Origin of the sequence: Methylocella sp., from assembly GCF_041905455.1 — a bacterium.
GTDB lineage: Bacteria > Pseudomonadota > Alphaproteobacteria > Rhizobiales > Beijerinckiaceae > Methylocapsa.
On record NZ_JAYRLA010000004.1, the window covers coordinates 39,872 to 61,192 of the forward strand.

The window sequence follows — 21,321 nt, forward strand, 5'->3', positions numbered from 1 at the left end:
CACTCGAGGGACCGGCGCGCCGATGACGAGGACAGCGCAAGACGAGCGCGCAGGCGCGCAGGCGGCCGAGGGCGCGATCCCCTGGCGGCGCGTCGTCGTCAAGCTTTCGGGCGAGGCGCTGATGGGCGAGGGCCCCCATGGGCTCGACATGCCCACGCTCGAGCGCATCGCCGCCGACCTCAGCGCCGCCGCCGCCCTCGGAGTCGAGGTCGCGGTCGTCGTCGGCGGCGGCAATTTCTTCCGCGGCATCGCCGGCGCCGACAAGGGCATCGAGCGCGCGCGCGCCGATTCGATCGGCATGCTGGCCACGGTGATGAACGCGCTCGCGCTTGAATACGCCATCGAGAAGGAGGGCCGCAGCGCGCGGGCGCTGTCCGCCGTTCCGATGCCCTCGCTGTGCGAGCCCTTCTCGCGGCAGGCGGCGCTGCATCACCTCGGCAAGGGCCGCGTCGTCGTGCTCGCGGGCGGCACCGGCAATCCCTTCTTCACCACCGACACGGGGGCGGCGCTGCGCGGCGCCGAGCTCTCCTGCGACCTGATCATGAAGGCGACGCAGGTCGACGGCGTCTATTCGGCGGATCCCAAACGCGACCCGAGCGCGACGCGCTACGAGACGCTCACCCACGACGAAGCCATCGCCAAAAGCCTCGCGGTGATGGACACCGCCGCTTTCGCCCTTGCGCGGGAGAACCGGATTCCGATAATCGTCTTCTCCATCCGCGAGCCCGGCGCGATCAGCGCGGCCCTTCAGGGGCGCGGCCGCTTCAGCCTCGTGCGTCCCTGACCCGCTCCGGGCCAGGCCGGCCGCGGACGTTTGGACGACATTCCTTGGGTTCGCCGACATGAGCGCAGATTTCGACCTTCCCGACCTCAAGCGGCGCATGCAGGGCGCGATCGCCACGCTCAAGCATGAGCTCGGCGGGCTGCGCACGGGACGCGCCTCGGCGAGCCTGATCGAGCCGGTCCAGGTCGAAGCGTACGGCCAGACGATGCCGCTCAACCAGGTCGCCACGATCAGCGTGCCCGAGGCGCGCATGCTCGCCGTGCAAGTATGGGACAAGGGCATGGTCGGCGCCGTCGACAAGGCGATCCGCAACGCCAATCTCGGCCTGTCGCCGACGGTCGAGGGGCAGGTGCTGCGCATCCGTATCCCCGAGCTCAACGAGCAGCGCCGCAAGGAGATGGCCAAGGTCGCCCATAAATACGCCGAGGACGCGAGGGTGGCTGTCCGCCACGTGCGCCGCGACGGCCTCGACGCGCTGAAGAAGCTCCTCAAGGACAAGGAGATCAGCGAGGACGAGGAGAAGCGCCGCGAGGCCGAGGTGCAGAAGGCGACCGACCAGTGCGTCGCCGACGTCGACGCCGCGCTCGTGGCCAAAGAGAAAGAGATCATGCAGATCTAGAAGCCGGCGGGCGGCGGGCTGGAGGTTCGCGGCGCGCGGCTTCACGCAGCCAACCTTAGGGATTTCGCACGGCCACGCGGCCGCACAGCCTCGTCAGGACGCGATGCGCAGCATGTTCTCGAAGAAGCCGCCGCTCGCGGCCGAGCCAGCCGACGCCGCGTCGGCGGCGGAAGGCTACGCCGCGTCGGCGGGCGCGCCTGTCCATGTCGGCGTCATCATGGACGGAAACGGCCGCTGGGCGCAGAGCCGCGGCCTGCCGCGCATCGAGGGCCATCGCCGCGGCCTCGACGCGCTGCGCGCCACGGTGCGCGCGGCGATCGAGTTCGGCCTCCGCTATCTCACCGTCTACAGCTTCTCCGTCGAGAACTGGAGCCGGCCGATGGATGAGATCTCGGATCTCCTGGGCCTCCTGAAATTCTTCATCCGCAACGACCTCGCCGATCTGCGCGAGGCGAACGTCAAGGTGAGGATCATCGGCCGGCGCGACGATCTTTCGCCCGACGTCCGGGCGCTGCTTGCCGAGGCGGAGCAGGCGACGCGGGAATGCTCGGGCCTCACCCTGATCGTCGCCTTCAACTACGGCGCGCGCCAGGAGATCGCCGCCGCCGCCCGCGCGCTGGCGGAGGAGGTTCGCGCCGGACGGCTCGATCCGCAAGCGATCGACGACGCCATGTTCGCGAACCGGCTCGACACCGCCGGCGCGCCGGACCCGGACCTCATCATCCGCACTTCCGGCGAGCAGCGCCTCTCGAACTTCCTGATGTGGCAGGCGGCCTATTCCGAACTCGTCTTCCTGCCGATCTTCTGGCCGGATTTCGACCGGAACGCCTTCGCCGCCGCGCTCGACGAATACAGCCAGCGCGAAAGGCGTTTCGGCGGCGTCGCGCCGGCGGCCAGGGCGCGCGCGGGAACGTGACGCCATCGCCCGCTTCCTCCCGGCGCTCCGATGACGGCTGAGCGGAACGCGCATGACCCCGCGGCGCCGGCCGCCCGCGCCGCCGCGCCGAGCCGGCGGATGGCCGATCTCGCGCCGCGGATCGTCTCCTCGCTGGTGCTCGCCGCCGCGCCCATCGCAGCCGTGCTCATCGGCGGCCCGGCCTTCACGCTCATCTGGTTCATCGCGACGCTCGCCGTCGGCTGGGAGTGGCAGACGATCCTCAAGGCGGCGCGCCCGCGTCTGCGCTTCCTGTTCGCCGCCTGCGCCCTGGCGCTCGCCGCCTATCTTTCCGCGCGCGAAAGCGTCGCCGCCGCCTGCGCCGCGCTCGTCGTCGGCGGGGCGCTCGCCGCAGCCGCGGCCGAGCCGGAGCGCCGCCTGTGGGCGTTCGGCGGCGTTCCCTACGCCGGCGCGCTTATCGTCGCCGTCAATTTCCTCTATTTTTCGCCCACGGACGGCGCGCGCGCCATCCTCTGGCTCTGCGCGACGGTGTGGGGCACCGACGTCTTCGCCTATTTCGGCGGCCGGCTGATCGGCGGACCGAAGCTCTGGCCGCAGGTCTCGCCTTCCAAGACCTGGTCCGGCGCGTTGTGCGGCGTCTTCGCCGGCGCGAGCCTGGGGGCCGCGGTCGGCGCTTTCGGGCTCGGACGCCTCCATGCGCCCGTCTTCGCGCTTGGCCTTGCGGCGGCGGCGATCTCGCAGGCTGGCGACATCTTCGAATCCTCGGTCAAGCGGCGCTTCGGGGTCAAGGATTCGAGCGCGCTCATTCCCGGCCACGGCGGCTTCATGGACCGGCTCGACGGCTTCATCGCCGCCGCCGCCTTCGCGTCGCTGATCGGCCTCGCGCGCGGGCTTCCCGGCGCGCAAGGGCTGTTCGCGTGGTGACGGCCTCCGTCCTGTGGCCGAACGGCGACAGTCGCCGGCGAACCTCGTCCGCCTCCCTACCGCTCCCGCGCGGCGCGTGGTCTTATCACCGGCGGCGGCGCGGGCTCGCGCGAGGCGTGAGGGCGTCATGAAGAAAGTCGTGCAACTGCGGCCGAAGGATAGCGCCAAGGCCCACGAAAATGAGGGCGGAGCGCCGCCGGACGGCAAGCGCGAGAAGGCGCCGCGCGCCGTCGTCGTGCTTGGCGCGACCGGCTCGATCGGGCGCTCGACCGCCGACGTGATCAAGGGCGCGGACGGCGTCTTCACGGTCGCCGCGGTCGCAGGCGGGCGCGACGCGCAGGCTCTCGCCCGGATCGCGCGCGAACTCGGCGCGCCCTTCGCCGCCTTGGCCGACCCGGCGGGCTATCAGGACCTCAAGATCGCGCTCGCCGGCAGCGGCGTCGAGGCCGCGGCCGGTCCGCAGGCGGTCGTCGAGGCGGCGCTGCGCGAAGCCGACATCGTCGTCGGGGCGATTTCCGGCGCGGCGGGCGTCGCGCCGACTTACGCCGCGCTCAAGGCGGGACGCACGGTCGCGCTCGCCAACAAGGAATGCCTCGTCTGCGCCGGCCCGGCCTTCATGAAGCAGGCGCAGGCGTCGGGGACCCGTCTGCTGCCGGTCGACAGCGAGCACAACGCCGTATTTCAGGCGATGGGCGAAGCCGATCTCGACGCCGTCGAGATGATCACGCTCACCGCCTCGGGCGGACCGTTCCGGGGCTGGAGCGCGGAGCGCATCGCCGCCGCGACGCCGGAGCAGGCGCTCGCCCATCCCAACTGGTCGATGGGCCCCAAGATCACGATCGATTGCGCCTCGCTGATGAACAAGGGCCTCGAGGTGATCGAGGCGCATTACATCTTCGGCGTCGAGCCGGAGCGCCTTGACGTTCTGGTCCACCCCCAGTCGGTGGTGCATGGCCTCGTCGCCTTCGCCGACGGCTCGGTGTCGGCCGGCCTCGCGGCGCCCGACATGAAGGTGCCGATCGCCCACTGCCTCGCTTTTCCGGCGCGCCTCAGAACGCAGGCGCGCCGTCTCGACCTCGCGGCGGTGGGGCAGCTCACCTTCGAGCGGCCGGACTTCGCCCGCTTTCCGGCGCTGCGCGTCGCCCTCGACGCCTTGCGCGCGGGGCGCGGGCTTCCTACAGTATTGAACGCCGCGAACGAGATCGCCGTCGAGGCCTTCCTCAACCGGCGCATCGCGTTCAACGAGATCGCCAGCCTCGTCGAGGCAGCCTGCGACGCCGCGCTCGGCGACGGCGTCGCCCGCGAGCCCGAGACGGTCGCCGAGGCGCTCGACATCGACCGCGCCGTTCGCGAGCGCGTCCGCTCCAGCCTGCCGGGCGAGGCGGCCGCCTCCTGAAGGGCGCAAGGACGGGCGACGCCCGCAGCGCGCTTTGAGAGTTCAATGGCCATCTTCTCGCATCTGTGGTCGGTCGCAGTCTACGTCGTCCCGTTCATCTTCGTGCTCAGCACCGTCGTGTTCTTCCACGAGCTTGGGCATTTTCTCGTCGGGCGCTGGTGCGGGGTGAAGGTCGACGCCTTCTCGCTCGGCTTCGGGCCGGAGCTTTTCGCCCGGATCGACCGCCACGGCACGCGCTGGCGCGTCGCCGCCCTGCCGCTCGGCGGCTACGTGAAGTTCCACGGCGACGCCAACGGCGCCTCGATGACCGACGCGGAAGCCGCGGCGTCGATGCCGCCGCAGGAGCGCGCCGTCAGCTTCTTCGCCCAGCCCGTCTGGAAGCGCGCGGCGATCGTCGCGGCCGGCCCCATCGCCAATTTCATCCTCGCCATCGTCATCTTCACCGGCGTCTTCTATTTCAACGGCCGCGCCGTGCTGAGCCCGGTCGTCGACGCCGTGACCGCGGGCGGGGCGGCCGAGGCCGCAGGGTTCCGGCCGGGCGACCTGGTGCTGTCGATCGACGGACGGCGCGTCGACAGCTTCGAGGACATGCAGCGCGTCGTGCAGGCGTCGAGCGACGTGGCGCTGGCCTTCGTCGTCGAGCGTTCCGGCGAGAAGGTCGAGCTCGTCGCGACGCCGCGCCGGCGCGACCTCAAGACGCCGTTCGGCGACACGCGCGTCGGCGTGCTCGGGGTCGAGGCGCGCGGCAAGGCCGACGCCTGGCGCGTCGAGCGCTACGGTCTCGTCGCGGCGACCGGCCGCGCGGTCTACGAGACCTGGTACGTGGTGGAGCGCACCGGCTCCTATCTTGGCGGCCTGGTCATGGGCCGCGAATCGCCCGACCAGCTTTCCGGTCCGATTCGCATCGCGGAAGTTTCCGGCGAAATGGCCAAGATCGGCTTCGCGCCGCTCATCAATCTCGCCGCCGTTCTGTCGATCTCCGTCGGCCTGCTCAACCTGATGCCTGTGCCGCTGCTCGACGGCGGCCACCTCGTCTATTACGCGCTCGAGGCGATCCGGGGCAGGGCGCTCGGCGAGCGCGCGCAGGAGTTCGGCTTCAAGATCGGCCTCACGCTCGTCGCCGGGCTGATGATCTTCGCCACCTACAACGACATCCTGCGCCTCACGCGCCAGCTCTTGCGCTGGGGCTGAAACTGGCCGCCGCGGCGCTTCGCCGCGAACGCGCCGGCTACGTGCGCTCTTTCCAAAACGTGACCTGCTTCAAAGCGTTAACCCTAATTTCTTACGCTTTGCTCACCTCAAATCGTGGCTTCGTCGCCACGCCGCCGGCAAAACGGGCGTTCGCGGCCAATCTGCGTTTGCAGGGTCCGGCAAAACGAGTAGAAGCGAAACTCTAGGGTTGCGGACGTCGGGCCGCCTCGCCCGATGCGCCGGATCGGCCTTCGGCCAGGCGTCGGGCGAGCGCTTGTGGAGACCGGTCTTTATGCAGTTCTTGCGTCCACTCTCGAACCGGCTCTGCGTCGCCGTCGCGGCTTCCGCCCTGCTCGGCGGCGTCCTTCCCGCCGCTGCGGCGAACGTCACGGTGCGCGGGAACAGCCGCATCGACGCAGAAACCATCCAGAGCTATTTCAACGGCGCGGACGCCGAAGCGGTCAACAGCGGCGTCAAGGCCTTGTACGCGACCGGCCTGTTCTCGAACGTGCGCGTCTCGCGCGAGGGCGGACGCGTCGTCGTGACCGTCACCGAGAACAACTCCATCAACCGCGTCGTCTTCGAGGGCAACAGCAAGGTCAAGACCGAGGTCCTGCAGTCAGAGATCCAGTCGAAGAGCCGCGGCCCTTACAGCCAGGCGACGATCGACGCCGACATCGAGCGCATCAAGGACGCCTATCGCCGCTCGGGCCGCGCCGCCGCCAAGGTCACCGCCCGCACGGTGCCGCTCGAGAACGGCAAGGTCGACGTCGTCTTCACCATCGACGAGGGCGAAAAGACCGGCGTCAAGCAGATCAATTTCGTCGGCAATCAGGTTTTCTCCTCCGGCAAGCTGCGCGACCTGATGCAGACGACGGAGATGAACTTCCTCTCCTTCTTCAAGTCCTCCGACGTCTACGATCCGGACCGCATCGCCTCCGACCTCGAGCTCATCCGCCGCTTCTACCTCAAGAACGGCTACGCCGACTTCCGCGTCATCGGCTCCGACGCCCAGTTCAATCCCGAGCTCGGCGGCTACGTCATAACCATCACCGTCGAGGAGGGCCCGCAGTACACGGTGAGCTCCGTCGACGTCGAATCGCATGTGCCGAGCGTCGACGCCGCGTCGCTGCGCCCGATGGTGCGCCTGTCGGCCGGCGAGATCTATAACGGCGACATGGTCGAGAAGACCGTCGAGGCGATGACCAAGGAGGTCGCGACGCGCGGCTATGCATTCTCGCAGGTGCGCCCGCGCGGCGACCGCGATCCGGCGGCGCGCACCGTGGCGATCGCCTTCGTCGTCGAGGAAGGCCCGCGCGTCTATATCGAGCGCATCGTCGTGCGCGGCAACACGCGCACGCGCGACTATGTCATCCGCCGCGAGTTCGAGATCGGCGAAGGCGACGCGTACAACCGCGTCATGATCGACCGCGCCGAGCGCCGCCTCAACAATCTCGGCTTCTTCAAGAAGGTGAAGATCAGCAACGAGCAGGGCTCGGCGCCCGACCGCGTGGTCGTCGTGGTGGACGTCGAGGACCAGCCGACGGGCTCGCTCGCGGTGTCCGGCGGCTATTCGACCTCGGACGGCTTCATCGCCGAAGTGTCCGTCACCGAGACCAACTTCATGGGCCGCGGCCAGTACGTGCGTCTCTCGGTTTCGGGCGGCCAGTACGCGCGCGGCGTCGAGTTCAGCTTCACGGAGCCTTATTTCCTCGGCGAACGCCTCGCCTTCGGCTTCGACCTCTACGCCAAGCAGTCGACGGTCAGCTCCTATTCCTACTACAACAATTTCGTCACCGGCGGCACGCTGCGCTTCGGCCTGCCGATCACCGACGAGATCACCTTCTCGCCGCGCTACTCGATCTACAATACGAACATCAGCGTCCCGAACAATTCCAGCTATCCCTATAACGACTGTAACAGCCCGATCTGGGGAACCACGCCCGGCGTCTATAACGGCACGGACCTGTCCTACTCGAACAACTGTCTGACGAACGGCGAAGCCTCGCTTGCGCTCAAGCAGGCGGAGGGCAACTGGCTGACTTCGATGTTCGGTTATACGCTCTCGTATAACACGCTGGACAACAACAAGAATCCGACGAGCGGCCTGTTCGCCGAGCTGCGCCAGGACGTCGCCGGCGCCGGCGGCGACTCGCGCTTCCTGCGCTCGACCGGCGACCTGCGCTACTATCACGAGATCATCGACCAGGTCGTCGGCATCGTCCATCTGCAGGCCGGCAACATCTTCGGGCTCGGCGGCCAGCAGCTGCGCATCGTCGACAACTTCAACCTGGGCCCCAGCCTCGTGCGCGGCTTCGAGCCCGCCGGCATCGGCCCGCGCGACGTCTCGGGCGGCTATTACTCCACCGGCAACGCGCTGGGCGGCACGGCGTATTGGGGCACGAGCGTCGAGGTGCAGTTCCCGATCTGGGGCCTGCCGCGCGACATCGGCCTCAAGGGCGCGATCTTCGCCGACGCCGGCAGCCTGTGGGGCTACAACGGCCAGACCAATTTCAGCTCGGACGGCGTATGCACGCCCAACAACGCGCCGCCGCTCTATACGCAGGGCAATTGCATCGACGTCGGCGGCAACTCCTCGTCGATCATCCGCTCGTCGGTCGGCGCGTCGCTGATCTGGTCCTCTCCGCTCGGACCGATCCGCTTCGATTTCGCCAAGGCCTTGTCGAAGAGCGACGCCGACCGCACCCAGTTCTTCCGCTTCACCGGCGGCACGAGCTTCTAGTACGTCGCATACGCGTCAGGTCCGAGCGCCGCTTCAGGCGGCGCAGCGACGATGCGGGGCGCGGGCGTATCGAGCCTGCGCCCAGATCTGGCGCCCCAACCTGAGGCGGCGTCGCTTTCGCCGAAACCCGGCCCGGCGCAGCGCGCCGGCATGTTTTCCCATGACCGATCCCGTTTTTTTCCCGCGTGCGGATATTTCGCTCGCCGAGCTCGCCGCCCTCGCCGACGCGCGCCTGCCCGAAGGCGTGGACGGCGACGTCGTGGTGCGCCGCGCCGCGCCTTTCGAGGAGGCCGAGGCCGGCGACCTCACCGTCTTCTGCGAGCCGCGCCGCGTCGCGTTGCTGAAGGAGACCCGCGCCACCGCCTGCTTCCTCGATCCACGCTTCTCGGCGGACCTGCCGCGCGGCGTCGCGGCGCTCGAAACGCGCCAGCCCGAGGCCGCCTTCGCCCTCGCGTTGACGCGGCTGCACCCGTCCGGCGCGCTGGAGACGTCGCTGTTCGGGGTGCCCGGCGTCAACCCTGGCGCCGTCGTTCACCCGGAGGCGCGGCTGGAGCCGGGCGTGATCGTCGATCCGGGCGCGGTGATCGGGCCGCGCGCCGAGATCGGCTCGGGCGCCGTCGTCTGCGCCAACGCGGTCATCGGCCCCGACGTCAGGATTGGACGCGACAGCTTCATCGGCGCGCACGCCGCGATACGCTGCGCCTTCGTCGGCAATCGCGTGAAGGTCCGCTCGGGCGCGCGCCTCGGCGAGGCCCGTGCGGAGGCCGGCCTCGCGCAGGCGAGCGTCGGGCGCGTCATCGTGCAGGACGAAGTCGAGGTCGGCGCAAACGCCGCCGTCGACCGCGGCGTCTGCGCCGACACGGTGATAGGCGAAGGCGCCCGCCTCGGCGATCTCGTCCACGTCGGCGGCGGGGCGCATATTGGACGCAAATGCGTTCTCGCCGCTCAGGTCTGCGTAGGCGCAGCGGCGCGGCTCGACGATTTCGTCGTCGTCGGCTGCCAAGGCGCGATTGCGGCGGGCGTGCGGATCGGCTCAGGCGCGCGCGTCGCGCCGCAAGCGGGCGTCGCGCGCGACGCTCCGCCGGGCGTGAGCCTCGCAGGTTCGCCGGCGAAGCCGTTGCGCCGCTTCACGCGCGCTCTGGCCTTCGCAGAACGGGGCAGGAACGATTGAGCGGCGTTTGATCTGGACGCCGCCGCGCTCCTGTCGGAAAGTCGCCTGCGGTTGCGTGCGTCGTGAACATAGAGCTTGGGCGGGACTTCGATGACTGAAACGGGCGCGACGATCGAGGCTTTCGACATCCTCGAACTTATGAAGCGTCTGCCGCACCGCTATCCGTTTCTGCTCGTCGACCGGATCGTCGCCGCGCGGCCGGACGGCTCAGGCGTCGGGGTCAAGAACGTCACCGTCAACGAGCCGCAGTTCCAGGGGCATTTCCCCGGCCGTCCGGTGATGCCGGGCGTCCTGCTCATCGAGGCCATGGCGCAGACCGCCGGCGCGCTCGTCATCCGCCTCCAGTCGGAGGACGCGCCGCCGCCGCTCGTCTATTTCATGAGCATCGACAAGGCGAAATTCAGGAAGCCGGTGACCCCCGGGGACCGCGTCGAATTCCACATGACGCCCACGGCCCACAAGCGCAACATGTGGTGGTATTCGGGCCGCGCGCTCGTCGACGGCGCTCTCGTCTGCGAGGCGCAGATCGCGGCGATGATCGCGCCCGGCGGCGCCTGAGGCGTCCGCCGCCGTGGAGTGGCGGGATGAAGGCCTCGTCATCGGCGTGCGGCACTACGGAGAGGCGAGCGTCATCCTCGAGGCGATGACCCGCGTCCATGGCCGCCATCTCGGACTGGTGCGGGGCGGGCGTTCGCGCCGGTTGCGCGCCGTGCTGCAGCAGGGCAACAGCGTCGAACTCGTCTGGCGCGCGCGGCTCGACGAACAACTAGGCGCCTTCGCCGTCGAGCCCGTCGCGCTGCGCGCCGCGGGACTGATGGAGAGCGCCGAGGCGCTGCACGGGATCGGCCTCGCGGCGGCGCTTCTGCGGCTCCTGCCGGAGCGCGATCCTCACGCCGGGCTTTACGAAATGGCTGCGGCGCTCGCCGCCGGCATGGAGGATCCGGGCGCGCCCGCCCGCCTCGTGCGGCTCGAACTCGCCATTCTGCGCGAGAGCGGCTTCGGTCTCGACCTCGCGCGGTGCGCCGCCACCGGGACGCGCGAGGACCTCGCGTTTGTCTCGCCGAAGACCGGACGCGCCGTATCGCGCGCGGCCGGCGCGCCTTACGCCGACCGTCTGCTTGCGCTGCCGCTCTTTCTCACCACGCCGGACGAGGACACGCCGCCGCCGCTGGGCGACGCGCTCGCCGGTTTCCGCCTCACCGGCGCCTTTCTGGAGCGTGACGTTCTGGAGCCGCGCGGTCTTGAGTTTCCGCCGGCGCGGCGCGCCTATCTCGCCGCGCTGGAGCGCCGGCTTGCGCAGCAGGTGGCGCAGCAGACCTAGCGGAGGGCGCAGACCTTGGTCCACCAGCCGGGATGAGCGCGCAGGATGGATTTCTTCGCCCGGGTTGCGGACCGGCAGTCGCGGAACAGGGCGAAGCAGGTCGCGCCCGATCCTGACATGCGCGCGAGGACGGAGCCGGGGGCGGCGCCGAGGACGGCGAGCACGTCGCCGATGACCGGCGCGAGGCGGCAGGCCGCCGCCTCCATGTCGTTGCGGCCCCGCTTCAGCGCCGTCAGAAGATCGGACGCGCCGACGCGAGGTCCGATCGGAGGATGCGCGCCATAACCCGTCGCGGAGCCCGGCGCGACGTTCATCCGGGCGAACACCCGGCGCGTCTCGAGCGGCGCGCCGGGATTGACGAGCAGGGCGACGAGCGGGGGAAGGTCGAGGATGGGGCCGAGCCGCTCGCCAAGGCCGCGCATCATTCGCGCGCGCGCGGCGAGGCAGACCGGCACGTCGGCGCCCGTGCGCGCGGCGGCCGCAAGAAGGCGCGGGTCGTCGAACGCGACGCCGTTGGCGCGCGCGAGCAGCCGCAACGCGGCGGCCGCGTCGGAAGAGCCGCCGCCGATTCCCGCCGCCACCGGCAGGCGCTTGACGAGATGAAAGGCGCCGAGCCGCGCGTCGGGAAGGCTTTCGGCGAAATGGCGGGCGGCGCGCAGGATCAGATTGTCGCCGGCCTCGCCCGCCGCAGCGGCGGTCGGGCCTTCGACGACGAGCGTCAGCGGCGCGTCGGGACTGAGGGAAAGCGCGTCGCCGGCATGGGAGAACGCGACGAGGCTTTCGAGCTCGTGCCAGCCGTCGGCGCGGCGGCCGACGACATGCAGCGTCAGGTTGATCTTGGCTGGAGCGCGGTCGCGCAGAATGGTGGGCACTGTGAGGGCCGCGCAGATGGACGGACGCGATCTGATGGTGGAAGGGATGGCCGCCGAGGAGGCGGCTTCAGCCGCCGTCCTTGGCCGCGGGCTCCGCCGGCGCGGCCTCGGCGGCGGCCGGCTTGAGATCGTCGTCGAGCCCGTTCTCGATCTTGCGCAGGATCTTCTCCTTGTCCTCGGGCTCGGGACCGAGGTCGCGCGCGTGGTTCCACTGGAACTTGGCTTCGAGCTTGCGGCCGACGCGCCAGTAAGCGTCGCCGAGATGGTCGTTGATGACCGGATCGGCGGGCTTGAGGTCGATCGCCCGTTCGAGCTCCTTGACCGCCTCGTCGTAATGGCCAAGCTTGTAATGCGCCCAGCCGAGGCTGTCGACGATGTAGCCGTCGGTGGGGTTGAGCTCGACGGCCCGGCGCAGCATGGCGAAGGCCTCGTCGAGGTTCAGGCCCTGGTCGACCCAGCTATAGCCGAGATAGTTGAGGATCAGCGGCTGGTCGGGCGCGAGCTTGAGCGCTTCGCGGAAGTCGGCTTCGGCCTGCGGCCACTGCTTGCTGCGCTCATAGGAGATGCCGCGGAAATAGTAGAGCGCCCAGCCCGCGCGGCCGGTCTTGTTCACCTCGTCGATGGCGCTCGTATAGGTCGCGATCGCGTCCGTATACTGCTTGTGCGCGCGCTGCAGGTTGCCGAGCGCCGAAAGCGCGTCGGCGTTGCCCGGATTCTCGCTGACGATGCGCTTCAGCACGCGCGCCGAATCTTCCGTGCGGCCGAGCGTCTCAAGGATCAGCCCGGTCTGGATGTCGGCGGTGACGCGCATCGGATCCTTGTCGCCGACGAGAGCGTAGACGTCGATCGCCTGCTCGTTCTGCTTGATCCGCTCGTAGATGTCGGCGAGCGTGATGACGGCGAGCGCGTTGTTCGGCTGGAGATAGAGCGAGAGCCGCAGATAGATCATCGCCGCGAGCTCGTCGCCCTGTCGTCCGCCGGCGGCGCCGAGGCCGTAGAGCACCTCGGCCGCGCCCTGCTCGGGCGTCTTGACGATATAGTCGAGCGGCCGTCCGGCCTTGAGCTCGGCCAGCGCCGTGAGCACGGCCGGATGGCTCGGCAGCACCTGGTCGAACGCCTGATAGACGGCGATCGCCTGCGCCACGTCGCCCTGCTTCGCCAGGAAGCGCGCATAGGCGTCGGCGAGACGCAACGTGTTCTTGTCGGCCTCATAGGCCGTCTTGAGCCGGCGCGAGGCCTCGGGGACGTTGCCGGCGACCGAGGCGATGAGGCCCGCGTGGAAGTTGCGGAACACGCCGAAATTCTCGTCGCGAAGCCGGTCGACGAGCTCCAGCGCCTTTTTCTGGTTGCCTTCGCCGAGATAGGTCCAGGCGGTGAGGAGCGTCGCGGTGACGTCGCGCTGCTGCGCCGCGCCGCGCATGAAATGGGCGCGGGCCGCCGCGAATTTGCCGCGGCGCACGGCGTCGACGCCGAGCACCAGCTGGGCGAGGCTGTTGTCGGGTTCGCGGGCGACGAGCCGCTCGGCGAGGCTGATCGCCTCAGGCATCTCGCCGTTCGAGACCGCCGCGACGAAGGCGCGCTCGATGAGCTTGGGATTGTTCGGATCGAAACGAAGCGCCTCACGGAAGAAAGTCGAGGCCGCCACAGTGTCGCGTTCGGCGCCGGCGACGAGCGCGGCGAGATAATTCCCCGCCGGGCTTTCGCCCACCTCGAAGGGAGTCGCGACCGCGAGATTTTCACGCGCGCGCGCGTCGGCCGATTCGAAGAGAGCCGGCGCCAGCAGAACCGCGACCGCAAGCGCGAACGCGCCGACGCGCCGACGCGATCGGGCCGCCGGAGCGGCCTTTGCGCAAGCCGCGACGGCCGTGCGTCCGAGTTTCCCTGAGCAGAACATGAGACTGAAAATCCGTGCCGCGGCGCCGACATGGGCGCCTCGCCGTCCTGGCGATGCTTCGCGGCGAACATGGCCGTTTTGCGCCGCATAGGCAAGTTTGTCGGCGCGTCCGCCGAGCGCGGCGCCGTCCGCGCCGTACAGCTTTATGTGAACGGCGCGCCTACGTCTGGCCGGGCCGAAGCTTGTAGAAGACATGGCGGCCGATGACGTCGAGCTTCTCGAGGCTGCGCGCCCAGCGCGGCCGGGCGTAGTCGGCATGGTAATGCGTCGCGCCGCCGACGTCCGGCAGATAAACCTTGCCGGAAAGCGCCTCGTCGGCGATCTGTTCGGCGGACGCCCAGGCGTCCGGCTCCCTGATCCGCAGCGGCCGGCCGTCGCAGGCGTAGGAGAACTGGCAGGCGTTGCGGCGCTCGCGGTTCTGGTGGACGACGCCGCAGATCGTCGCCGGATAAAGGCCGCTCGCGACCCGGTTCAGCACGACCTGCGCCACGGCCGCCTGGCCGATCCCGGATTCGCCGCGCGCCTCGAAATAGACCGCCTCGGCGAGGCAGCGCCGCTCGTTTTCCGCGTCGGGTCCCGTGAGCAGGGCGAGGGGAAAACGGAACGCGGGCTCGGAGGACGCAGACGCCGCGTCCGCTTCGCCCGCCGACGACCGGAAGGCCTCGGCGTCGCCCGCCGGCGCGGCGGGATCGAAGGCGGAGGCGGGCTCATTGGCGTCGTGGTCGAAAAGCAGGCTCGCCGCGCGCAGGCGCGCGACCGCCGCCTCGTCGCTCAGCAAGGCGGCGAAGCTCGAACGCGCGGCGGCGTCGGGATGAGAGCGGGCGGAGCGGTCGACGACTTCGCCCGGGCCGCCTTTGAGCGCGATGCGCGGCTCGATTTCGTCGGGGAGCCGCTCGCCGGCTTCGGCGCCGGCGAGGCTCGCGCGCCGCAGCGCGTCCGGCGCCGCCGACCACGGGTCGAAGCCGTCCGCGCGCGCTGCGCCCGTCAGGGCCGCAGCTTGCGGCGCAATGAGCGCGGACGGCGGCGCCGGCGCGCGCCAAACGAGCGGCGCGAGGGAGCCGCCCGCCAGCATATCCTGTCCGGCGTCGGCCGGAATCGACACCGCGAGAACGGCGCCGAGCGACCAGGGCGCGAGCGCGCCGAGCGCCGCTCCGAACCTGCGGCCGCGGTTGATCCTGCGCCCCATGCGCGTCTCGCCCCTGCGCTGAAGCCGCGCGGGCGCGAAAGGCCCGGCCCGCGGCCGACGCCTCACATTGTTTCGTTAAGGTTGACGATCTCTTAAAGAGCGGCGCCCCAGACGGCGCGGCTCAATAGGCGCGCTCGACGCAGAAATCGACGGCTTCGCTCAGGGCCGATTTCCAGGGAGAGGTCGGGAACAGCTCCAGCGCGTCGCGCGCCATCGCCCCGTAATGCCGGGCGCGCTCGATCGTGTCCTCGAGCGCGCGATGCTTGTGCAAAAGCGAGATCGCCGTATCAAGGTCGCCGTCTTCGATCTCGCCACGCTCGAGCGTGCGCTTCCAGAAGTCGCGCTCGGCCTGCGCGCCGCGCCGGAACGAGAGCACGATCGGCAAGGTGATCTTGCCTTCACGGAAGTCGTCGCCGACGTTCTTGCCAAGCTTCGCCGCGGCGCCGCCGTAGTCGAGCGCGTCGTCGATGAGCTGGAAGGCGACGCCGAGATTGACGCCGTAGCCGCGGCAGGCGGCGATCTCCGCCTTCGGACGCTCGGCCAGCAGCGGGCCGACTTCGGCGGCCGCGCCGAACAGGGCGGCGGTCTTGGCGCGGATGACCTCGAGATAGTCGTCTTCGCTCGTCTCGGTGTCCTTGGCGGCCGAGAGCTGCATCACCTCGCCTTCGGCGATCACCGCCGCCGCGGCGGCGAGCACCTCGAGGCAGGGCAGGGAGCCGACCTCGACCATCATCTTGAATGCCTGCCCGAGCAGGAAGTCGCCGACGAGGACGCTCGCCTCATTGCCCCACAGCATGCGGGCGGCGAGCTTGCCGCGGCGCATGTCGCTTTCGTCGACCACGTCGTCGTGCAGCAGCGTCGCCGTGTGCATGAACTCGACCGCCGCCGCGAGCTTGACGTGACCCGCCCCGCGGTAGCCGCAAAGCCCCGCGGCGGCCAGCGTCAGCATCGGCCGCAGCCTCTTGCCGCCCGACGAAATGAGGTGGTTCGCGACCTCCGGGATCATCGAGACGTCGGAGGCGGAGCGGCTGAGGATGGTCTGGTTGACCCTCTCCATGTCCGGGCGCACGAGCGCGACGAGAGGCTCCAGTCCGCGCTCGGGCGCGTTTTCTTCGATCGAAAGGACGACGCCCAAGGCAAAGCTCTCCGCGGCCGGTCTTGGGCTTTTAGGGCCGGACCCGAGGATTTTCAACTCGCCGACGAGCCCCTTGCGGGCAGGGTGTCTCCATGCTTCCTCTCGAAGCTGGTCATTGAGCGGGCTCGAGGCGGCGTGATTGAACTTTTTCGCACCAATGACGTCGTGCTGATCTCGCGCGTCGAAGCGCTGCTCGAGGAGCTTGGCCTCTCCGTCTTCGTCGCGGACGGCTACATGAGCGCGCTCGAAGGCTCGCTCGGCTTCCTGCCCCGGCGCATCCTCGTCGCCGACGGCGACGCGCCGGCCGCGCGCGCGGCGTTGGCCGAGGCGGGACTGACGCAAGAGCTCAAGAGTGGATGAGGCCGCCGGCGAGGCGCGGCCTGAGGGCGACGCTTTCTTTGGCGGCAAGGTGCGGTTGCGCCAGTTTTCGCGCGGCCATCGCGCGGGGACGGACGCGGCGCTGCTCGCCGCCGCCGCGCCGGCGGAGTTTCGCGGCCTCGCGCTCGACGCCGGCGCCGGATGCGGCGCGGTCGGGCTCGCGCTCGCGGCGACGCGGCGTGAGGCCCGCGTCGGATTGATCGAGATCGACCCGGCCTCGGCCGCGCTCGCGCGCGAGAACGTCGCGCTTAACGCGCTCGGCGGACAGGTTGAAATCCACGAAGGCGATCTTCTTAGCGCGCGCGGGCGGCGCGCGGCGGGGCTTGCGGATGAGAGCGCCGATCTCGTGCTCTCCAATCCGCCTTTCCTCGATCCGGCGCGCGCGCGCGCCTCGCCGGATCCGGACAGACGGCGCGCCCATATGGCGGACGGCGGTGCGGGTCGCTGGCTTGCGGCCTGCCTCGCCCTTGCGCGCCCCGGCGGCGAGGCGATCCTGATCCAGCGGCCGGAACACCTTGGCGCGCTCCTTGACGCCCTTGAGGGACGGGCCGGCGCCGCGCAGATCCTGCCGGTCTTTCCGCGCGCGGGCGCGGCGGCGATCCGCATTCTCTTTCGCGCGCGCAAGGGCTCGAAGGCGCCGCCGGCGCTCTTGCCCGGCCTCGTTCTCCATGACGAGGCCGGCTTCACGCAGGAGGCGCTGGCGCTGACGCGCGGCGAGCGGGCGCTCGCCTTCCCTCACCAGTAGTAGCGGTGATAATAGGGCCGTGGATAGTAATAAGGCCTGTAATAATAACGCGGCCGATAATACGGCCTATAATAATGGCGCCTGTAATAAGGGTGATAGTAATAGTGCCGCCTGTAGTATGGATGGTAGTAGTGACGACGATAGTAATAAGCCTTTTCGAGACTGGGCGGGGCGGCCGGCGTCTCGAGCGCGCGGATGACAGGGGACGTCGCCGCGAGGCTCGTCGCCGGAGCCGCGGCGGCGATTTCTCCGGCGCAGACGCATGCGGCGAGCGCCGCCGACAAGAGACAGAGTCGAAACGCCATGAGCGACCTCCTCCAACATGTTGAACCGCAACGCGTCGACTATGACGATTTGCGCTGAACGTCGGCTGAACGCGGGCCGGCGAGCCTTGAAGCGGCTTTGAAATGGAAGAAAGCTCCGGATCGGGAAAGGTTCCTGCGCGCGTCGCGTCCGCCTTGACCTTGTCCAGCGCGCCCCGTAAGCCAGCCGCGCCGCCCGACCCAGCCCACAAGCGAACGCCCCGATGACCGCTCCCGCCGCCTCCGCTCCCGCCGCGCTCGCGCGGCTCGATCCGACGCGCTCTTTCCAAGGGCTCATTCTCACGCTCCAGCAATTCTGGGCGGAGCAGGGGTGCGTGATCCTGCAGCCATACGACATGGAGGTCGGCGCCGGGACCTTCCATCCTGCGACGACGCTGCGCGCGCTGGGGCCGAAGCCGTGGAAGGCGGCGTATGTGCAACCCTCGCGTCGGCCCAAGGACGGCCGCTACGGCGAGAACCCGAATCGGCTGCAGCACTACTACCAGTTCCAGGCGATCCTGAAGCCTTCGCCGCCCGACCTGCAGGATCTCTATCTGCGCTCGTTGAAGGCGATCGGCGTCGATCTCTCCCTGCATGACATCCGCTTCGTCGAGGACGATTGGGAGAGCCCGACGCTCGGCGCCTGGGGGCTCGGCTGGGAATGCTGGTGCGACGGGATGGAGGTGTCGCAGTTCACCTATTTTCAGCAGGTGGCCGGCGTCGAATGCGCGCCGGTCGCCGGCGAATTGACTTACGGGCTCGAACGCCTCGCCATGTATGTGCAGGGCGTCGAGAGCGTCTACGACCTCAATTTCAACGGCCGCGAAGGCGCCGGGAAGGTCACCTACGGCGACGTCTTCCTGCAGGCCGAGCAGGAATATTCACGCTTCAACTTCGAGGCGGCGGATGTGGAGGCGCTGTTCCGGCATTTCCGCGACGCCGAGGCGGAATGTCAGGCGCTGCTTGAAAAGGGGAAAGGGCCGGATGGACGGGCGCTGATTGTGCTGCCGGCCTATGACCAGTGCCTCAAGGCCTCGCATATCTTCAACCTGCTCGACGCGCGCGGCGTCATTTCGGTGACCGAACGCCAGAGCTACATCCTGCGCGTGCGCGAGCTCGCCAAGGCCTGCGGCGCCGCCTGGCTCAAGACCGCCGCAGGCGGCGCGGCGTAAAGCTCAGCACTGGAAGCTGCGCGTATTCTCGCAGCGGCGCGTCCAGTCGTGCGCATCGACGTTCTGGTCGAAGCGCGAGACGGCGACGCTGCGGCCGGTGAACAGGCCATAGTCGCGCGCGCCGGGGTGACGATAGGCGAGCGGGCCGAGTTGCTGACCTTCGCGAAGCTGGTAGAGCGAAACCCTCTCGACCGCCGGGGCGGTGGAAAGCGGCGCGACGGGCATCGGCGCGGCGAGGGCGGGAGCGACGGAAAAAACGAGGGCGGTCAAAGCGCAGACGTTTTTCAGCTTCATCGGAGCGGCCTTTCATTGCCGGGGACAACGCGCCGGCTGAGCTTGAGTTCCTTAACGCACCGACTCTTTTTCCGCCGTGCGCCGGCGCACGCACAGATTTTTGTTGGAGAAGGGTGACCTGCCCGTTAACTCAACGCGACGTTTTTGGACGAGTCTGATGCCCGACCTGCTGCTTGAGCTTTTTTCCGAAGAAATTCCCGCGCGCATGCAGGCGCAGGCGGCCGAAGACCTGAAGCGCCTGGTGCTCGACGCGTTGCGCGAGAAAGGCCTGAAGTTCGAGGGCGCGGCGGCCTTCTTGACGCCGCGCCGCCTCGCCCTGCACGTCGCCTGCCTGCCCACCCGCCAGCCGGACCTGCGCGAAGAGAAGAAGGGTCCGCGCGTCGGCGCGCCCGAGGCGGCGGTGCAAGGCTTCCTGAAGAGCGCAGGCCTGTCCTCGATCGAAGAGGCGAAGATCGAGGTCGATCCGAAGAAGAAGGGCGAATTCTACGTCGCCGTCGTCGAGCGCAAGGGGCGCGGGACGATCGAGGTGCTGTCCGAGATCCTGCCCGCCGTGATCCAGCGCTTCCCCTGGCCGAAGTCGATGCGCTGGGGCGCGGCCTCCGCGCGCCCCGACGCGCTGCGCTGGGTGCGCCCGCTGCATTCGATCGTCGCGACCTTCGGCCCCGAGACGGAGGACACCGAGATCGTGCCGTTCAGCGTCGGCGGGATCGAGGCCGGACGCACGACCTACGGCCACAGGTTCATGGCGCCGGGCCCGATCCGCGTGCGCCGCTTCGACGATTACGCGCCGGCGCTCGACAAGGCGAAGGTGGTGCTCGATCCGGCGCGCCGTCGCGACATGATCCTGCACGACCTGCGCGACCTCGCGCTCGCCTCCGGGCTCGAGCTCATCGAGGACGAAGGCCTTCTCGAGGAAGTCGCGGGCCTCGTCGAATGGCCGGTCGTCCTGCTCGGCGAGTTCGACGAAGCCTTCCTCGACATTCCTCCCGAGGTCATCCGCGCGACCATCCGCGCCAATCAGAAATGCTTCGTCCTCGACGACGCGGCGACGGGCAGGCTCGCCAACAGGTTCGCTCTCGTCGCCAATATCGACGCGCCGGACGGCGGCGCGGCGATCGCCGCCGGCAACGCCCGCGTCGTGCGCGCGCGCCTGTCGGACGCCAAGTTCTTCTGGGAGAGCGACCTCGGCGTGAGGCTCGAGGATCGGCTGCCGCGGCTCGAGCATGTCGTCTTCCATGAGAAGCTCGGGACGCAGCGCCAGCGCGTCGAGCGCATCGCGCGCCTTGCGCGCGAGCTCGCCCCGCTCGTCAGCGCCGATCCCGCTCTCGCCGAACGGGCGGCGCTGCTCGCCAAGGCGGACCTTCCGTCCGAGATGGTCGGCGAATTCCCCGAGCTGCAGGGGCTGATGGGCCGCTACTACGCCCTCGCGCAGGGCGAGCCGGCGGAGGTCGCCGAGGCGATCGGCGACCATTACAAGCCGCTCGGCCCCTCGGACCGCGTCCCGTCCGCGCCTGCGACGATCGCCGTGGCGCTCGCCGACAAGCTCGACATGCTCGCCGGTTTCTGGGCGATCGACGAGAAGCCGACCGGCAGCAAGGACCCTTACGCGCTGCGCCGCGCCGCGCTGGGCGTGATCGCCCTCGTTCTGGAGAACGGGCTGCGGCTCAACCTTCTCCCCGTCTTCCGCTCGGCGCTCGACGGCCATGTCGTCGGCGGCGCGCTGCGCCCCGTCAACGAAAGCGAGCGCGAGATCGACGCGGCGCTGATGGACTTCGTCGAGGATCGGCTGAAGGTCTATCTGCGCGACAAGGGCGCGCGCTTCGACCTCATCGACGCCGTGTTCGCGCTGCCGGAGCAGGACGATCTTACGCTGATCGTCGCGCGCGTCGCCGCGCTCGGCGCCTTCCTCGAGACGGAGGACGGGGCCAACCTTCTCGCCGGCTACCGCCGCGCCGCCAACATCCTGCGCGCCGAGGAGAAGAAGGCGGGCGCGGACGAGGCCTCCGCCTATGAGGCGCCGTTCGAGCGCACGCTGCTGCGCGAGCCCGAGGAGCTGGCGCTCGCGGAAAAGCTCGCTCCGCAAGGCGGCGCTCCGTCCTGGGAGGCGCCGCTCGCCGCCGAGGATTACGAAGGCGCCATGCGGGCGCTCGCGGCGCTGCGCACGCCCGTCGACGCTTTCTTCGAAAAGGTCACGGTCAACGCGCCCGACCCGGCGCTGCGCCTCAACCGTCTGCGCCTGCTCAGCGATCTGCGCCGCGCGGTCAACGCGGTCGCCGACTTCTCGCGGATCGCCGGTTAG

20 protein-coding genes are annotated in these 21,321 nt (G+C 69.6%); 14 read left to right on the plus strand and 6 right to left on the minus strand.

All coding sequences use genetic code 11. The annotated features are described in order from the left end of the window. Positions 1-22 precede the first annotated feature (22 nt). The 10 genes from pyrH to recO all read left to right on the plus strand — a co-directional run bounded on the left by pyrH (position 23) and on the right by recO (position 11,044). The gene (gene pyrH, locus ACE3OG_RS04635) at positions 23-784 is read left to right on the plus strand and encodes a UMP kinase (RefSeq protein ID WP_374306359.1); all 762 of its coding nucleotides are present in this window, start codon (positions 23-25) and stop codon (positions 782-784) included. A gap of 58 nt (positions 785-842) precedes the next feature. Further along, complete coding sequence (gene frr / locus ACE3OG_RS04640; protein WP_374306360.1) at positions 843-1,403, plus strand: ribosome recycling factor; 561 nt, start codon at positions 843-845, stop codon at positions 1,401-1,403. Between the two features lie 103 nt (positions 1,404-1,506). After that, positions 1,507-2,319 carry an isoprenyl transferase gene (locus ACE3OG_RS04645; protein ID WP_374306362.1) on the plus strand — a complete coding sequence of 271 codons (813 nt, stop codon included), beginning with the start codon at positions 1,507-1,509 and terminating at the stop codon, positions 2,317-2,319. Positions 2,320-2,349: 30 nt separating this feature from the next. Beyond that, complete coding sequence (locus tag ACE3OG_RS04650; protein WP_374306363.1) at positions 2,350-3,222, plus strand: phosphatidate cytidylyltransferase; 873 nt, start codon at positions 2,350-2,352, stop codon at positions 3,220-3,222. A gap of 127 nt (positions 3,223-3,349) precedes the next feature. Continuing rightward, positions 3,350-4,618: a 1-deoxy-D-xylulose-5-phosphate reductoisomerase gene (dxr, locus tag ACE3OG_RS04655; RefSeq protein WP_374306364.1), complete on the plus strand. Its 1,269-nt coding sequence runs from the start codon at positions 3,350-3,352 to the stop codon at positions 4,616-4,618. Between the two features lie 45 nt (positions 4,619-4,663). Continuing rightward, a complete protein-coding gene (gene rseP / locus ACE3OG_RS04660; protein ID WP_374306365.1) occupies positions 4,664-5,809 on the plus strand; it encodes an RIP metalloprotease RseP in 1,146 nt (381 codons plus the stop codon). Positions 5,810-6,101: 292 nt separating this feature from the next. Beyond that, entirely contained in the window at positions 6,102-8,552 is a 2,451-nt protein-coding gene (gene bamA / locus ACE3OG_RS04665; protein ID WP_374306366.1) for an outer membrane protein assembly factor BamA, read from the plus strand. Between the two features lie 160 nt (positions 8,553-8,712). Next, positions 8,713-9,723, plus strand: coding sequence for a UDP-3-O-(3-hydroxymyristoyl)glucosamine N-acyltransferase (locus tag ACE3OG_RS04670; RefSeq protein WP_374306367.1), 1,011 nt, complete (start codon positions 8,713-8,715; stop codon positions 9,721-9,723). A gap of 90 nt (positions 9,724-9,813) precedes the next feature. Further along, positions 9,814-10,281 (plus strand): 3-hydroxyacyl-ACP dehydratase FabZ, encoded by a 468-nt coding sequence (gene fabZ, locus ACE3OG_RS04675; protein WP_374306368.1) that lies wholly within the window; start codon positions 9,814-9,816, stop codon positions 10,279-10,281. Between the two features lie 13 nt (positions 10,282-10,294). Continuing rightward, positions 10,295-11,044 carry a DNA repair protein RecO gene (gene recO / locus ACE3OG_RS04680; RefSeq protein ID WP_374306369.1) on the plus strand — a complete coding sequence of 250 codons (750 nt, stop codon included), beginning with the start codon at positions 10,295-10,297 and terminating at the stop codon, positions 11,042-11,044. On the opposite strand, the gene ACE3OG_RS04685 is transcribed toward recO, so the two are convergent. The 4 genes from ACE3OG_RS04685 to ACE3OG_RS04700 form a co-directional block, all read right to left on the minus strand. Next, the gene (locus tag ACE3OG_RS04685) at positions 11,041-11,907 is read right to left on the minus strand and encodes a 4-(cytidine 5'-diphospho)-2-C-methyl-D-erythritol kinase (RefSeq protein WP_374306601.1); all 867 of its coding nucleotides are present in this window, start codon (positions 11,905-11,907) and stop codon (positions 11,041-11,043) included. The two genes, recO and ACE3OG_RS04685, sit on opposite strands and share 4 nt — an antisense overlap. A 76-nt stretch (positions 11,908-11,983) precedes the next feature. After that, a complete protein-coding gene (locus ACE3OG_RS04690) occupies positions 11,984-13,810 on the minus strand; it encodes a tetratricopeptide repeat protein (RefSeq protein ID WP_374306370.1) in 1,827 nt (608 codons plus the stop codon). Between the two features lie 160 nt (positions 13,811-13,970). Continuing rightward, on the minus strand, positions 13,971-14,996 hold the full coding sequence (locus ACE3OG_RS04695) for a cell wall hydrolase (protein ID WP_374306371.1): 1,026 nt from the start codon (positions 14,994-14,996) through the stop codon (positions 13,971-13,973). Between the two features lie 121 nt (positions 14,997-15,117). Then, positions 15,118-16,131, minus strand: coding sequence for a polyprenyl synthetase family protein (locus tag ACE3OG_RS04700; protein ID WP_374306372.1), 1,014 nt, complete (start codon positions 16,129-16,131; stop codon positions 15,118-15,120). Between the two features lie 135 nt (positions 16,132-16,266). On the opposite strand from ACE3OG_RS04700, the gene ACE3OG_RS04705 reads away from it, so the two are divergent. Further along, entirely contained in the window at positions 16,267-16,491 is a 225-nt protein-coding gene (locus ACE3OG_RS04705) for a DUF2007 domain-containing protein (protein ID WP_374306373.1), read from the plus strand. Continuing rightward, positions 16,484-17,254 carry a tRNA1(Val) (adenine(37)-N6)-methyltransferase gene (locus ACE3OG_RS04710; RefSeq protein ID WP_374306375.1) on the plus strand — a complete coding sequence of 257 codons (771 nt, stop codon included), beginning with the start codon at positions 16,484-16,486 and terminating at the stop codon, positions 17,252-17,254. The genes ACE3OG_RS04705 and ACE3OG_RS04710 overlap by 8 nt, the downstream gene beginning before the upstream one ends. Here the strand turns inward: ACE3OG_RS04710 and ACE3OG_RS04715 are convergent. Continuing rightward, positions 17,245-17,559, minus strand: coding sequence for a hypothetical protein (locus tag ACE3OG_RS04715; protein ID WP_374306376.1), 315 nt, complete (start codon positions 17,557-17,559; stop codon positions 17,245-17,247). The genes ACE3OG_RS04710 and ACE3OG_RS04715 overlap by 10 nt on opposite strands. Positions 17,560-17,780: 221 nt before the next feature. On the opposite strand from ACE3OG_RS04715, the gene ACE3OG_RS04720 reads away from it, so the two are divergent. Beyond that, positions 17,781-18,728 carry a glycine--tRNA ligase subunit alpha gene (locus ACE3OG_RS04720; RefSeq protein ID WP_374306377.1) on the plus strand — a complete coding sequence of 316 codons (948 nt, stop codon included), beginning with the start codon at positions 17,781-17,783 and terminating at the stop codon, positions 18,726-18,728. Between the two features lie 3 nt (positions 18,729-18,731). On the opposite strand, the gene ACE3OG_RS04725 is transcribed toward ACE3OG_RS04720, so the two are convergent. After that, positions 18,732-19,022 (minus strand): hypothetical protein, encoded by a 291-nt coding sequence (locus tag ACE3OG_RS04725; protein WP_374306378.1) that lies wholly within the window; start codon positions 19,020-19,022, stop codon positions 18,732-18,734. Positions 19,023-19,179: 157 nt separating this feature from the next. On the opposite strand from ACE3OG_RS04725, the gene glyS reads away from it, so the two are divergent. Continuing rightward, on the plus strand, positions 19,180-21,321 hold the full coding sequence (gene glyS, locus ACE3OG_RS04730) for a glycine--tRNA ligase subunit beta (protein WP_374306379.1): 2,142 nt from the start codon (positions 19,180-19,182) through the stop codon (positions 21,319-21,321).

Excerpts from the sequence above, each read along its gene's own strand:
- ACE3OG_RS04715 (WP_374306376.1), bottom strand. The coding sequence starts at position 17,559 with ATGGCGTTTCGACTCTGTCTCTTGTCGGCGGCGCTCGCCGCATGCGTC.
- ACE3OG_RS04695 (WP_374306371.1), bottom strand. The coding sequence starts at position 14,996 with ATGGGGCGCAGGATCAACCGCGGCCGCAGGTTCGGAGCGGCGCTCGGC.
- ACE3OG_RS04670 (WP_374306367.1), top strand. The coding sequence starts at position 8,713 with ATGACCGATCCCGTTTTTTTCCCGCGTGCGGATATTTCGCTCGCCGAG.
- ACE3OG_RS04690 (WP_374306370.1), bottom strand. The coding sequence starts at position 13,810 with ATGTTCTGCTCAGGGAAACTCGGACGCACGGCCGTCGCGGCTTGCGCA.
- ACE3OG_RS04720 (WP_374306377.1), top strand. The coding sequence starts at position 17,781 with ATGACCGCTCCCGCCGCCTCCGCTCCCGCCGCGCTCGCGCGGCTCGAT.
- bamA (WP_374306366.1), top strand. The coding sequence starts at position 6,102 with ATGCAGTTCTTGCGTCCACTCTCGAACCGGCTCTGCGTCGCCGTCGCG.
- ACE3OG_RS04725 (WP_374306378.1), bottom strand. The coding sequence starts at position 19,022 with ATGAAGCTGAAAAACGTCTGCGCTTTGACCGCCCTCGTTTTTTCCGTC.
- glyS (WP_374306379.1), top strand. The coding sequence starts at position 19,180 with ATGCCCGACCTGCTGCTTGAGCTTTTTTCCGAAGAAATTCCCGCGCGC.
- rseP (WP_374306365.1), top strand. The coding sequence starts at position 4,664 with ATGGCCATCTTCTCGCATCTGTGGTCGGTCGCAGTCTACGTCGTCCCG.
- dxr (WP_374306364.1), top strand. The coding sequence starts at position 3,350 with ATGAAGAAAGTCGTGCAACTGCGGCCGAAGGATAGCGCCAAGGCCCAC.
- ACE3OG_RS04650 (WP_374306363.1), top strand. The coding sequence starts at position 2,350 with ATGACGGCTGAGCGGAACGCGCATGACCCCGCGGCGCCGGCCGCCCGC.
- pyrH (WP_374306359.1), top strand. The coding sequence starts at position 23 with ATGACGAGGACAGCGCAAGACGAGCGCGCAGGCGCGCAGGCGGCCGAG.
- fabZ (WP_374306368.1), top strand. The coding sequence starts at position 9,814 with ATGACTGAAACGGGCGCGACGATCGAGGCTTTCGACATCCTCGAACTT.
- frr (WP_374306360.1), top strand. The coding sequence starts at position 843 with ATGAGCGCAGATTTCGACCTTCCCGACCTCAAGCGGCGCATGCAGGGC.
- ACE3OG_RS04645 (WP_374306362.1), top strand. The coding sequence starts at position 1,507 with ATGCGCAGCATGTTCTCGAAGAAGCCGCCGCTCGCGGCCGAGCCAGCC.